This is a genomic window from Chitinophaga sp. 22620 (assembly GCF_052044405.1).
Taxonomy (GTDB): Bacteria; Bacteroidota; Bacteroidia; order Chitinophagales; family Chitinophagaceae; genus Chitinophaga.
The window spans coordinates 791,490-804,279 of the sequence record NZ_JBQEMV010000002.1 but is presented as its reverse complement, the minus strand read 5'-3'; the positions used below and the strand labels follow the sequence as shown (position 1 = coordinate 804,279).

The window sequence follows — 12,790 nt, the reverse complement described above, 5'->3', positions numbered from 1 at the left end:
TCCTTAATTTATTGGCATGAATGCAGGCAGCAATTACAGTTTCAAAGAGTTCGTTCTCTGGACGCGGACAAACATCTACGCACTGATCGTTATTTCCACCATCCCCGTTGTACTATACGAAATAGTGGGCTGGAAGTGGCTGGGCGTGCCCTGGGTGCCCGTAGCGCTGGTAGGCACCGGCGCGGCTTTCATCGTGGGCTTCAAGAACACGCAGACCTACAACCGCATGTGGGAAGCGCGCATCATCTGGGGCGGCATTGTGAACACCAGCCGTACCTGGGGTATCATGGTGAAGGATTTCGTGCGCTCCGCCAACCGGCAGGAAGCATTACAGTTTCACCGCACGCTCATTTACCGCCACATTGCATGGCTCACGGCCCTGCGTTTCCAGCTGCGCGAATCGCGGCGCTGGGAGAATGTGAAGGTGAAACCTTACAACATCGAATACAGGAAATATTATAAGGTGCCGGAGTGGGAAAACAAACTTCCAGAAGAGATTGCGCCGTACATCGATCCTGAAGAATGGGAAAGGATCTCGCATACCAAAAACCCCGCGGCGCAGATCATCGCCCTTCAATCCGCCCACCTGCGCGAATTGCAGGAAGCCGGTCATATAGATATGCTGTGTTACATTGAATTGACAAACACGCTCAAAGACCTCTACAACGAACAGGGCCGCAGCGAAAGGATCAAGAACTATCCTTACCCCCGGCAGTTTGCCAGCATCAACCTGTTTTTTATCCGCCTGCTGGTAGTGCTGCTGCCGCTGGGTATCATGAATGAGTTTGCACAGCTGGGGCCGCATTGCGTATGGCTGAGCATTCCGTTCAGCGTGATCGTGGGCTGGGTGTTCACCTCGCTGGAACAAGTGGGCGAGAGCACGGAAAACCCTTTCGAAGGCGGCCCGAACGATATACCGATCACGGCCATGAGCCGTAATATCGAATTTGATCTGCGCGAAATGCTGGGAGAAACAGAACTGCCGCCGGCAGTGGTGGCGACGCATGATATTTTGTTGTAGGGGATACCTCGATACTACACCTCCACCCCCTTCAACCTCCCAATGATCTTCTTCATCTGCTGATTATGCCTTTGCATATGATACGCCGCAAAATGCACCACTTCCAGCCGCGTCATTTCGCCCAAAAAGGGGACTTCAAAATCCGTTAAGGTCTCTGAAAGGTCTTTTCCGCCGAGCGCACCGTTGAACTCGCGGCGGAGCGTTTCCATTTCTTTGGCCAGCGCATCCTTATCGTATTCTTTATCCTCAGGGGCAACGAAATCCGGCGATTCCATCTTCACGCCCATGTCGAGGAAAATAGCGAGGTCTTTCACCTTTTCGTCCGGCTCGCGGTCTGTGGTGGGTTTAGCGCCGCCCTGCAGGAGCTGCACGCAGCCGCCGAGAGACTTCCGCATGTGTTCGGTTACCTGCGCGGCCGTCCAGCTGCCGGCAAAAGGTACCTGGTTGGCCTGCTGCTGGTTGCAAGAGGCTAATAGCTGCGCCATTTCCGCGATGGCTGCATCCGCTGCGATCCTGATATCCGCTTCCATATGCTGTTCTTTTTTACAAATATCCTTCTATCCGCCGGTTTCAAAGGTGGGCTGTAATGACAACTTAGATGGCAATTCAGGACAAACTGTTATTTTGCACTGCTATAAACGCTACGGATGAATTTTTCCAGGACCAGGATCGCACCTACGCCCAGCGGGTATCTTCACCTGGGCAACATTTTTTCTTTCGCCGTTACCGCCGCGCTGGCAGAGCGTACCGGCGCAAAAATACTGCTGCGGATAGACGACCTGGACCGGCAGCGCGTAACGCCGGACTACATCCGGGATATTTTCGACACCCTGCATTTCCTCGGCATCCCCTGGCAGGAAGGGCCCGCCAACGCGGAAGATTTCACGCAGCATTATTCCCAGCTTCGCCGCATGCCGTTGTACGAAAGCGCGCTGGAACAGCTTCGCAACAGCGGGCAGGTGTTCGCCTGCGCCTGTTCCCGCTCCCGGCTTGCATCCGCCCAGCCCTGCAACTGCCGGAACATCCCGCTGGACCAGCCGGGCGTGAGCTGGAGGCTGCGCACGGATCACAGCATCCCGCTGACCGTACAAACCCTCTCCGGTATTCCCGTTCAAACCACGCTCCCGCTATCCATGAAAGAATTCGTGGTGAGAAAAAAGGACGGCTTCCCCGCATACCAGCTCAGCTCCGTTGCGGACGATGATCATTACCATACAGATCTCATTGTGCGCGGCCAGGACCTCCGGGATTCAACGCTGGCACAGCTTTACCTGGCACGCCTGCTGCCCCGTTCTTCCTTCCCGCAAAACGTTTTTTACCATCATACACTGCTTACAGACGGTCCCGGCCGCAAACTGTCCAAATCAGCAGGCGATACATCCATCCTTTACCTGCGCAATGAAGGCCGGAAGCCGGAAGATATCTACGCCCTTATCGCGGGCAGGATGGGCCTTCCAGCCGCCAGCCACTACCGGGAACTCGCCGCGCCTGTTATTGAACACGCCCTGTCCGGAAATGAACAAATGTAATTCGGATTATTTTTTTTGAAAATACATAACAAACGAATTATTATTCGCCTGCACCTGGCTCTTACTATGGCAGTTTTCTTGCTGCCACGAAATTATGCTGATGAACTATTTCAAGACCGCACTGAGAACATTGCAGCGCAACAAGGCTTACACGCTGGTGAACATCTTTGGCCTCACGCTCGGCATCGCCTGCGCCATCCTCATCTTCAGCCTCGTTAAATTTCATTTGAGCTTCGATGATTTTCACCAGGGGAAAGAAAGGGTCTACCGTGTGCTGACAGCCGTACAAAGCAATAAGGAAGAATATCAGCCCGGCGTGCCGCCACCGCTTGCGGAAGCGATGCTGGCCGATTATTCTTTTGTTGAAAAAGCAGGAAGGGTGGCTACATTCAAAGATCAGCTGGTTACGGTGCTGCAACCCGCCTCCACGAAAAAGTTCCAGGAAGAAGCCGGCTTCTCCTTCGCCGACCCTTCTTTTTTTGACATTATGCAGTACCCGCTCCTGCAAGGCAGCCTGATGGCGGAACCCAATACCGCGGTGATCACGCAGCGCGTGGCGGAGAAATATTTCGGCAAAACCAATCCCATCGGCAGGATCATCCGCATCATCAACCGGTTCAACAATAACAAGCTGGATTTCAGGGTGACGGGCATCCTGCAAAACCTGCCTGGTAACACCGACCGCCGCCAGGAGATCTATCTTTCCTACGAAAACCTGCACAGCTTCCACAGCGGTTTCGCGAAAGACAACTGGTACCAGACATCCGCTCTCCACCAATCATACCTCCGGCTGAAAGCCGGCATCACAGCGGAAATAATGAACACATCCTTCCCTGCTTTCTCCAATAAATATTACGACCCGCAGCAGGATGAACGCTTCCAGTTCAGGCTTCAGCCGCTGCACGACATTCATTTCAATACCAAAATAGACGGGAAGGTGGACCGGCAGCATCTCTGGGCACTGTCGCTCACCGGGTTGTTCCTGATCGTCACCGCCTGCGTCAATTTCATCAACCTGGCTACCGCGCAGGCTTTGAGCCGCTCGAAAGAGATCGGCATACGCAAAGCGCTGGGAAGCCTGCGTTTGCAGCTGTTCAGGCAGTTCATCATGGAAACGGCGATCATTGCCACAGCCGCTATGATACTGGCTTTTGTGCTGGCCTTGTTCATGCTGCCTTATGTGAACCGGTTGTTCGGCACGGAGCTCAGCATCAACCTCTTCAGCGATCTGCAGCTGATGTTGTTCCTGCCCTTGCTGTTGCTGGCTGTGATATTTTTTTCCGGTTCTTATCCGGGGCTTATCCTTGCCGGGTTTCAGCCGGTGATGGCATTAAAAGGAAAAATATCCCACCGTCATGCGGGCGGGCTGAATGTGCGGAAAGGTTTGGTGGTGACGCAGTTCGCCATTTCACAGCTGCTCATTATCGGTACGCTGGTGATCGCCAACCAGATGCGTTACGCCAAACATGCGGACCTTGGCTTCCGGAAAGACGCCGTGGTGATGTTGCCCGTACCCGTGCGCGACCAGGCAGCCACCGGTACGCTGAACGCCTTGCTGGCGGCGGCGCGCGGCGTGGAAGGGGTTACTTTCTGCGGGGAAGAACCGGCAGGCCATGAAACTTACATCACCAATATCCGCTATGCAGGCCGGCAGGAACCGGAAGATTTCGCGATCTACCTGAAAGGGGCGGACAGCCGGTATGTGCCCGTCTTCAACCTTCAGCTGGCCGCAGGCCGCAACCTCTCTCCCATCGACACCAGCCGCGAATACCTCGTCAACGAAACCACCGTGAAAAAGCTCGGCCTTTCTTCGCCGCAGCAGGCCATCAACCAGCCCGTGCGCATCGATGGCAGGCAGGGCCTGATCGTGGGCGTGGTGAAGGATTTTCATAACCGTTCCTTCCACGAGCCGATCATCCCGGTTTGTATGACCAGCGGCCTCGGCTGGTACGGCCGCTGCGCCGTGAAAGTAGATGCAGGCAGGCTCAGCTCCGTGATGCCGGCGATAGAAGCCGCCTGGAGCAAGGCTTTCCCCGATCACCTGTACAAATATGATTTCCTGGATGAAAAGATCGCGCGGTTCTACCAGCTGGACGATATGCTGCTGCGCCTGATCCAGTTCTTTGCGTTGGTGGCTGTCCTGATCGGATGCATGGGGTTGTACGGCCTCGTATCTTTCATGGCCGCGCAGAAAACAAAGGAAGTAGGCGTGCGGAAAGTGCTGGGCGCGAGCGTTCAGAGCATTCTATGGCTGTTCGGCAAGGAATTCGGGAAATTATTGCTGCTGGCTTTCGCCATTGCCGCGCCGCTGGCCTGGTACGTGATGAATCACTGGTTGCAGAATTTTGTGTACCGGATACAGATCGGCGTGGGCATATTTGCGCTGGCCATTCTCGTTACGCTGGTAGTAGCCATCCTCTCGGTGGCCTACCGCTCTGTGCAGGCTGCGCTCACGAACCCGATGCGGTCGTTGCGGTCTGAATAGTTTCGGTTTGTCGGGATACACCCCGGAGATTGTCGTTTTCAGCCATGCCCGGATCAAATTATCCGCTGTAAGTTTGTGATGCAATACAAAAGCGCACCACCATGGCAAAACAAAACATGATCTTCGTAAACCTCCCGGTAAAAGACCTCAACCGGTCAATGGAATTCTTTAAACAGCTCGGATACAGCTTCAATCCCCAGTTCACCAACGAGCAGGGCGCCTGCTTGGTGATCAGCGATGTGATCTTCATCATGCTGGTGGAAAATAATTTCTACCAGACCTTCACCAAAAAGACCATTGCCGACGCCACCAAAACTTCTGAAGTGATGGTAGCCCTCAACGCCGATTCAAAAGAAGAAGTGAACGAATGGCTGGCTAAAGCCGTAGCAGCGGGCGCCACCACGCCCAATGCGCCGATAGACCTCGGGTTCATGTATTCCGTAAGCTTCGACGACCTGGACGGCCACCACTGGGAAATGGTTCATATGGACATGAGCAAGGTACCCCCCGCTCCCTGATCTTCACGCCATTCCATCATAGAAAAAAGCTGCCTTCAAACGGGCAGCTTTTCTTTTGCGGATGTATCGTTCAACATCATTTTATGGGCTGAATGGAAAGCGCGTGCCTGAAGATATTCAAAGGGTCCCAGCGCATTTTTGCCTTTTGCAGACGGGGATAATTCCCTTTCCAGTAAAACGCGCTGTAATGCAGGCCTGATTTGTTCCAGGCAGGATCCGCCAGGTCGGCATCGGGATGATTGATCATCGCGCCGTCCGTTTGTTCGTTGGGCACGGGCACACCGCCGGTTGCGGCAAAAAGCTCGCTGTACAGGCCGCGGTTCCATGCCAGATGCGCAGCTTCCTCTTCCTTGCTTCCCCAGCCGGTGCTGCATGCGGAGGAAATGATGCAGTCCCTTTGCGGGGTGGCCGTGGCATCAGGGGCAATGGTATTCACTTTTCCTCCGTATGTCACCATGCCGAACATGCCGCCCATGATATTGTGTTCCGTGGTGGTCACGTATTTGTAGACCGTATTGATCTGCTCTTCCGTTAGCCCTTTGCGCAGGAAGGCGTCCTTCCCCTGCATCCTTGCATTGTCCATACCTACGCCAAACAGCTCCGGGAAAGGATTGCAGGCGAATGCCGGCCAGGAAAGCTCCTCGGCTTCGTATGTAAACTGAAGGCCGGTGCCTTTGTTCACCGCGTCCAGGTGCTGTTTGCAAATGTCCGCCGCATCGGACGCGGTGCACAGGCCGATCATGCCGAAAGAGCCTGTTTGTAAGCGGCGCAGCATCAGCAGGCTGTAGAGCATTGCTTCGGGGGTGCCGGCCCGGCTGTTCTTTTCACACCAGTTGCAGTAATTTTTTACCAGCCGGCTGAATGCCGCCTGGCTCACGCCTTCCCAATTCCAATTCGCTCTAAACACATGTACCGATGCCGGGGCTTTAGGCAACAGTTCTGAAGGATCGTTGCCGCTCACACCGGGCGTTCTGAACCAGAACCTGGTGACGATACCGTAATTGCCACCGCCCGCGCCGGTAAGCGCCCACCACAGTTCATGGTTGGGATCGTCCTGTTCACGGGTAGCCACAACGGTATGCGCCTTTTTGTTTTCGTCCACCACTACCAGTTCCGCTCCATACAAATAATCAGCAGCCAGGCCGTGCTCGCGGCATAAAAACCCGAAACATCCGCCCTGGAAATGGCCGCCGGCGCCTATCAGCGGACTTTCGCCCGCGGGTATCAGCACGCCCCAGCCGAGGAATAATTTGCGGTACACTTCGCCCAGCAGCGTGCCCGCTTCTATGCAGAAGGCTTTCTTTTCTTCGTCGAAATACACGCCCGTCATCAGGCTCATATCCAGCAGCACCTGCACGGCGGGATCCTGCACAAAACCTTCGAGGCAATGCCCGCCGCTGCGAACGGAAAGGCGCTTGCCTTCGGAAACAGCTTCCTGCACGGCTGCCACCACGTCTTCCACCGTTTCCGCCAGCCTGATGTATTCCGGCTTGCCGGTGAAACGTTTGTTGAAACCGCGGCGGTTCAGTACTTCATATCGCGGGTCGTTTTCTGTTATTTTCGGTAATGCGCTCATAAAAATATTTGTACCGGTAAAACTAAAACCCCTCCGGCGCTTGACCGGGGGTAGAATATGACAAAATACAGGGTGCATCGCGACAAATAGCGCGGGCGCTCAGTCAGTATTTTATTAAAAATAAGCATCCCACGGAACATTAAAACCAAATAACCCTTATGTATATATCCGGACACGGTATGTCCATTTCCGGACAGTCCCATCAACCCAAAGCCGGTCAAATCCAACGCCATCAATAACCTTTATCCGGGCATAATAATTGACGCCTGAAAATGCCCGCACAAAAGTGCCGGCCCTAAACCCGATGGTTATGAAAAAAACCCTTCTTTTATTAGCCTGCCTCTGGTCGTTTCATCTATCCGGACAGGATAAAAACACGTTTAACCATGAAACATGGCAGGCGCCGTATCATTTGCCTGTTGAAGGATGGGGGATCGAGCGGTTCCCGATGCCAATTGATTTTGCGCCCGCTATTCCGTATAAAGGCGTAGAAGATATCCGCTTTGCACCCGGATGGGGAGAAGCAGGCCATCAGAACTACTGGTCGTATGCCTTTTTGTGGCTCATAGAGGGAACGCATGAGATCGATGCAGAGACCATCAATAAAAATTTAAATGCCTATTACGATGGCCTGATCGGCCGGAATATCGAAAAGCGCAGCATTCCCGCCAATATGGTTACCAAAACGGTCACCCGGGTAAAGAAGCTGGCGAAACCGGAAGGGAAGGATAAGGCAACCTACACAGGCACTGTCACCATGCTTGATTATATGGCTAAAAAGCCGATGGTATTGAATTGCATGATACATGTGGTGAAATGCCCGGGAATGGCCAATACCATCGTTTTCCATCAGCTTTCGCCTAAACCGTTCACTGACCCGGCCTGGGTAAAGCTGAAAGAATTATGGGGTAGTTTTGAGTGCAACAAAAAGTAATCAGGGTATATAGCCCTTACACAAACGCACTAAACCCCGTAATCGCTCTACCCACGATCAGCGAGTTGATCTCCTTGGTGCCTTCGTAGGAATAGATGGCTTCCGCATCGGCCACAAACCGCGCCACGTCGTATTCCAGCAGGATGCCGTTGCCGCCCATCACTTCGCGGGCCTTGCTCACGATGTCGCGCGTGCGCAGGGAGCAGAACACTTTGGCGAGGGAGGCGTGCTCGTCGCGGAGCATGCCCTGGTCCTGCAGTTCAGACAGCCGGAATACCAGCGACTGCATCGCGGTAAGATTGGAAAGCATTTCCACCAGGTGGTTCTGTATCAGCTGGAACGATGCGATCGGCTTGCCGAACTGCCTGCGCTTGCGGGTATAATCCAGCGCGTTCTCATAGGCGCCGCGCGCGCAACCCACGGCCATCCAGGCCACGCCCGCACGGGTCATCTGCAATACGCGGGCGGTGTCTTTAAAGGAGTTTGCGTTTTGAAGCCGGTCCTTTTCTTCCACCACACAGTCTTTCATGGTGATCAGGCCGTTCTGTACGATGCGCAGCGCCATCTTCCCTTTGATCTTTTCCACGGTAAAGCCCGGCGTGCCTTTGCGCACGAGGAAACCTTTCACCTGGCTGTCGTCCAGGTCGCGAGCCCAGATGATGGTCACATCGGCGAACGGCGCATTGCCGATCCACTTTTTCTGGCCGTTGAGCACCCATCCGTCAGCCGTTCGTTTAGCCGTTACCGTTAAGCCGCCCGCCGCACCGGAGCCTACTTCCGGCTCGGTGAGCCCGAAAGCGCCGATCGCCTGCAACTGCTGCATTTTCGGCAGCCACTCTTCCTTCTGCGCATCGGAGCCGCACATGTAAATGGAACCCATGGCCAGGCCGCTTTGCACGCCGAAGAAAGTGGCGATGGATGAATCCACCCGGGCCATTTCCATGGCAATGATGCCTTCCATCAGGAAGGACTTTCCGGGGCAGCCATAACCTTTATATGTCACGCCGCAGAGGTTCAGCTCCGCGAACTTGGGAATCACTTCGTAGGGAAATTCATCATGCAGCCAGTAATTATTCACCAGCGGCTTGATCTCTTTTTCCATGAATTCACGGACCTTCAGCTGCACGGCCCTGTCTTCTTCGCTCAGCCGCAGATGCAGTTCATAAAAGTCGCCATTGATCTCGGGCAGTTCCTTTTTCTTTTGCCCTCCATCCATCATTTTCATCAGGCCTTTCAGCTGGCTGTCGTCCAGCTTCGAGAACCCGTCCATTACTTTTTGCAGGTCTACCTTGCGGGACAGCTTGTCCAGCTTTTCAAAGTCGATGGATTTGAACAGCTTGTACGCCTGTTTGATCTTTTCAAAAGTTCCGGCCATATCTTTTCAGTTTAAATCAGGAATCAATCGGATTGCGTGCCAGCATTTCCGGGGCCACATCAGCCCCTTCGCCCACCAGTGTGGTGAGTATGATGTCGCCTTCCAGCAGGCGCGACACGGGGCAGGCTTTGGCGATGCTCACGAGCTTTTCCCGTTGCTCGGCGGACACAGGGCTCAGGAAATACAGGTCCTTGTCCACATGCGTTACCAGCTGCCCGTTGCGGGTCACCTGGTACATATTGGCGTTCATGGCGATGTTGGGAATGTTCCAGCCTTTGCGGTCTATATACATGCGGAGCGTAGCCAGCGTGCACGATACAACGGAGGACAGGAAAAGCGTGAAAGGATCAGGCCCTTCGTCCTGCCCGCCCGCGCTTGGCGGCTCGTCTGCTACAAAAGCGCCATTGCGCCACTCTATGCGGCAGCGGTATTTTATTTCTCCGATCGTACCCTTAACGGGATTTGCCATTTTATACTGCATAACTGCAATTTACGGTTATTGCAGTTTAATGCATTACTGGAACAGCGATTTATCGATCCGGGGAAGGATGCGGAGGGCATTTTTGTAGTAGATCTTGCGCAGGATATCGTCCGGCAGGTTCATACCGTACATGCGCCAGAAGGCGTGATATTTTTTATGGTAGGGGAAATATTCGTCGGCCGTTTCCAGCACGCGGAAATAAGTGGCGTATTCATCGGGCTGCCAGGAATCTTTGCCGAAAAGTATCCTGTCCTGGTACTTCTCAAAGAACTGCCTGGCCATTTTGGGCTGCCGGCCCAGCTCCGCGATCACGGCGCCAAATTCCACCACGATGTTCGGCATTTCATCCATCAGTTTGGAGAGATGCGCCAGGTCGTTCGCATACCAGCCGAAGTGCGCGTTGATGAAGGTGGTTTTGGGATGTTTTTTGAACATGCGGTGTTGCTCCGCGATGAGGGTTTCCCAGGGAGCGGGATTATCCGGCCCTCTTTTGCGGCCCGGGTGCGTAACCAGTTCCAGCCAGCGTTCGTTGTGATCGTCCACGTCCTCCCAGAAGGGCTTGGGGTCTGCGGTGTGTATCAGCACGGGCATTTTCAGCTCGCCGCATTTGTCCCAGATGGCATCCAGCCGCGGATCGTCTACCGTTACGCGCTTGCCGCTTTTATCCTTTACGCTGAGGCCCAGGTTCTTGAATATTTTCAAACCGCCCGCTCCTGCGTTATAATCTTCCTGCAGCTGCTGCACGGCTTTGGCCGTCCAGCCTTCCTCCCCGATGCCGCTGAAATCGATATTGGCGAATATGATGAAACGTTTGGGCGCATTGGCTTTTACGTTGTCCGTCATTTTTTTGAGCTCGCTGCCGTTGCCGCCGCTGAGGTTCACCATCACTTTCATATTGAGCGCGTCCATCTGGCTGGTCAGGTTTTCCAGGTTGCCGGAGCCCATGCCCCTTTGGTGGTTATGCACGTCTATAAAAGGGAATTTCGCTTTTTTGAGCGGGTGCCCGGGCACAACGAGGGTGGATACCGGGTCATACTTTTCGAAGTCCATTTTCTGCTGGCCGTGCAATAAACCTGCGGCCAGTACTAAAGGGCAAAGGAGGGCATTGAATTTTAACATACGATCGGTTATAAGATAGTAAGCTAAAACTAGGCAATTATCCGGCTTATGCAAGGGTCAAATGATAAGCGGCGAAGGTATCACTTTGCAGGCACCGGATCGCCGGCAACGGGATGTTTCGGGTCGAACACGGCTACGGCCACCCGCGAATCCGCGCAACCATAGTACAGGTACCATTTTTTGCGATGGTACACCAGCCCTTCGATAAACACGGTCCCGTCCTTATACTGCCCGCTTTTTTCGAAGGCCTCCATGGGCCGGAGAAACGGCACGTCCAGCCGGGCAATGGGTTTGGTGGGATCTTCCTTATCGAACAATACCTGCCCGGCGCAATAGGCGTTGGCGTTAAAGCGGGTATCGCGGCGGCTGCCGCCGTTGTTCTTGCCATTATATAGCAAAAGAATGCCTTTATCCGTGATCACGGCGGGTGGCCCGCATTCGGTCAGGTCGCTGTCGAAGTATCCTGTGCGGGGCTTGATGAACGGCTTGATGCCGCCGGTATCGTCCAGCACGGGCGCCCAGTCCAGCAGGTTGTCTGAAGTAGCGCCGTACACGCCGTTCTCTCCCCAGTACATGAAATATTTTCCGTTCACCTTGGTGATCACTTGTTTGCCTTGCCTTACCTGTGTAACGATGGAAGCGGATTTGCTCCAGTGTTCCAGGAATTTCCCGTCATATGCATGCTCAAAAGCAGGTCCGTGTTTCTCCCAGTGAATAAGATCGCGGGAAGTGGCCACGCCCAGCCGGGCTACCTTGCGGTTCCATTGGGTATAAAGCATTACATACAACCCGTCGCTGGTAACGGCCACCCGCGGGTCTTCACAGCCGCCGGGGAATTCGAACGCCTGCTGGCTGTCCGCATCCGGGTACAGCACTGGCGTGGGCCTGCGCGTGAAGTCGGTACCGTTGCGGCTAACGGCATACCCGATGCGGGAAGTTCTCCTGCCGATGCCCTGCCCGCTTTTGTCCTCCGCGCGGTACAGCACCACGATGTCTTTTTTCATCACGGTGGCAGCGGGATTGAAGGTGTCGTTGGATTCCCAGGCGATGGAATCCTTCTGCATGGGGCACCAGAAATAAGTGTTGTTATTGGGCGAAATCACGGGATTTTTCCCGCGGACGCGCACAAAACCGCCCAGCGCCCAGTCCGGCAGGGTGTTTTGGGCAACGCTGCTTGCAGCGAGCAGCAAAAGGATGGCAACAAAGGCGATGCGTGGAAATTTCATGCGCTTAATATACAAAAACTACCGTTTGAGCGCTATCACTTTGTATTGCCCGTTCACTTTACCGAAAATAAGGGCGGTATCCTGCAGCTGCACATTGTACATGGCCGTGCCGCTGTCCGTCATTCTTTTCAGGCGCTGGTAATATTCGCCGGGGAGATTATCCTCAAGCCTGGTAATATTTTCATCAGTCACCGCGTGCAGCTTATGCTGCATTTCAGCGCTGAAGAGCCTGCGGTAATCTTTTTTTGCCATCGTTTTCGTCATAGTATCGATGGGCAAGGGGAAATTGACCATGCTGCGCAAAGTGGTGTCGTGCGTGCCGTCAGACAGCTCGCGGAGGGAAGAGAAAAAAGTACGGAACTCCTGCTCTTCCGTGCTCACGGCCGGCGGGTTGGCGCCGGTGGTTTGCAGGGCCGAATCTTCCGTAGGCGTAACGGCTACGGTATCCATATGCTGCGGCTGCTGCCGGCCGGCGCAGGCCATTAACAGGCAGGCGCCAACGATGTATAAGATGGGCTGTTTCATG

Annotated in this window: 12 protein-coding genes; 5 read left to right on the top strand and 7 right to left on the bottom strand. The window is 54.3% G+C overall.

Annotated features, from left to right (window positions below; all coding sequences use genetic code 11):
- The first annotated feature begins 16 nt into the window (after positions 1 to 16).
- Positions 17 to 1,021, top strand: coding sequence for a bestrophin family protein (locus ACTJIK_RS13010; RefSeq protein WP_440646789.1), 1,005 nt, complete (start codon positions 17 to 19; stop codon positions 1,019 to 1,021).
- 14 nt (positions 1,022 to 1,035) lie between these two features.
- On the opposite strand, the gene ACTJIK_RS13005 is transcribed toward ACTJIK_RS13010, so the two are convergent.
- Positions 1,036 to 1,551, bottom strand: coding sequence for a DinB family protein (locus ACTJIK_RS13005; protein ID WP_440646788.1), 516 nt, complete (start codon positions 1,549 to 1,551; stop codon positions 1,036 to 1,038).
- 117 nt (positions 1,552 to 1,668) lie between these two features.
- On the opposite strand from ACTJIK_RS13005, the gene ACTJIK_RS13000 reads away from it, so the two are divergent.
- The 3 genes from ACTJIK_RS13000 (at position 1,669) to ACTJIK_RS12990 (ending at position 5,553) form a co-directional block, all read left to right on the top strand.
- The gene (locus tag ACTJIK_RS13000; protein ID WP_440646787.1) at positions 1,669 to 2,550 is read left to right on the top strand and encodes a glutamate--tRNA ligase family protein; all 882 of its coding nucleotides are present in this window, start codon (positions 1,669 to 1,671) and stop codon (positions 2,548 to 2,550) included.
- Between the two features lie 100 nt (positions 2,551 to 2,650).
- Positions 2,651 to 5,035, top strand: a complete 2,385-nt coding sequence (locus ACTJIK_RS12995) for an ABC transporter permease (protein WP_440646786.1) — start codon at positions 2,651 to 2,653, stop codon at positions 5,033 to 5,035.
- Positions 5,036 to 5,136: 101 nt separating this feature from the next.
- Positions 5,137 to 5,553, top strand: coding sequence for a VOC family protein (locus tag ACTJIK_RS12990; protein ID WP_440646785.1), 417 nt, complete (start codon positions 5,137 to 5,139; stop codon positions 5,551 to 5,553).
- Positions 5,554 to 5,629: 76 nt separating this feature from the next.
- Here the strand turns inward: ACTJIK_RS12990 and ACTJIK_RS12985 are convergent, their stop codons facing one another.
- Positions 5,630 to 7,129, bottom strand: coding sequence for an FAD-dependent oxidoreductase (locus ACTJIK_RS12985; RefSeq protein WP_440646784.1), 1,500 nt, complete (start codon positions 7,127 to 7,129; stop codon positions 5,630 to 5,632).
- A 310-nt stretch (positions 7,130 to 7,439) separates the two neighbouring features.
- On the opposite strand from ACTJIK_RS12985, the gene ACTJIK_RS12980 reads away from it, so the two are divergent.
- Positions 7,440 to 8,063 (top strand): hypothetical protein, encoded by a 624-nt coding sequence (locus tag ACTJIK_RS12980; protein ID WP_440646783.1) that lies wholly within the window; start codon positions 7,440 to 7,442, stop codon positions 8,061 to 8,063.
- A 16-nt stretch (positions 8,064 to 8,079) separates the two neighbouring features.
- Here ACTJIK_RS12980 and ACTJIK_RS12975 read toward each other — a convergent pair whose 3' ends face one another.
- The 5 genes from ACTJIK_RS12975 to ACTJIK_RS12955 form a co-directional block, all read right to left on the bottom strand.
- Positions 8,080 to 9,438 (bottom strand): acyl-CoA dehydrogenase family protein, encoded by a 1,359-nt coding sequence (locus ACTJIK_RS12975; RefSeq protein ID WP_440646782.1) that lies wholly within the window; start codon positions 9,436 to 9,438, stop codon positions 8,080 to 8,082.
- 16 nt (positions 9,439 to 9,454) lie between these two features.
- Positions 9,455 to 9,919 carry an OsmC family protein gene (locus tag ACTJIK_RS12970; RefSeq protein WP_440646781.1) on the bottom strand — a complete coding sequence of 155 codons (465 nt, stop codon included), beginning with the start codon at positions 9,917 to 9,919 and terminating at the stop codon, positions 9,455 to 9,457.
- Positions 9,920 to 9,952: 33 nt separating this feature from the next.
- Positions 9,953 to 11,038, bottom strand: coding sequence for an amidohydrolase family protein (locus tag ACTJIK_RS12965; RefSeq protein ID WP_440646780.1), 1,086 nt, complete (start codon positions 11,036 to 11,038; stop codon positions 9,953 to 9,955).
- Positions 11,039 to 11,118: 80 nt separating this feature from the next.
- A complete protein-coding gene (locus tag ACTJIK_RS12960; RefSeq protein ID WP_440646779.1) occupies positions 11,119 to 12,264 on the bottom strand; it encodes a glycoside hydrolase family 130 protein in 1,146 nt (381 codons plus the stop codon).
- An 18-nt stretch (positions 12,265 to 12,282) separates the two neighbouring features.
- On the bottom strand, positions 12,283 to 12,789 hold the full coding sequence (locus ACTJIK_RS12955) for a hypothetical protein (RefSeq protein WP_440646778.1): 507 nt from the start codon (positions 12,787 to 12,789) through the stop codon (positions 12,283 to 12,285).
- Between the last annotated feature and the right edge of the window lies 1 nt (position 12,790).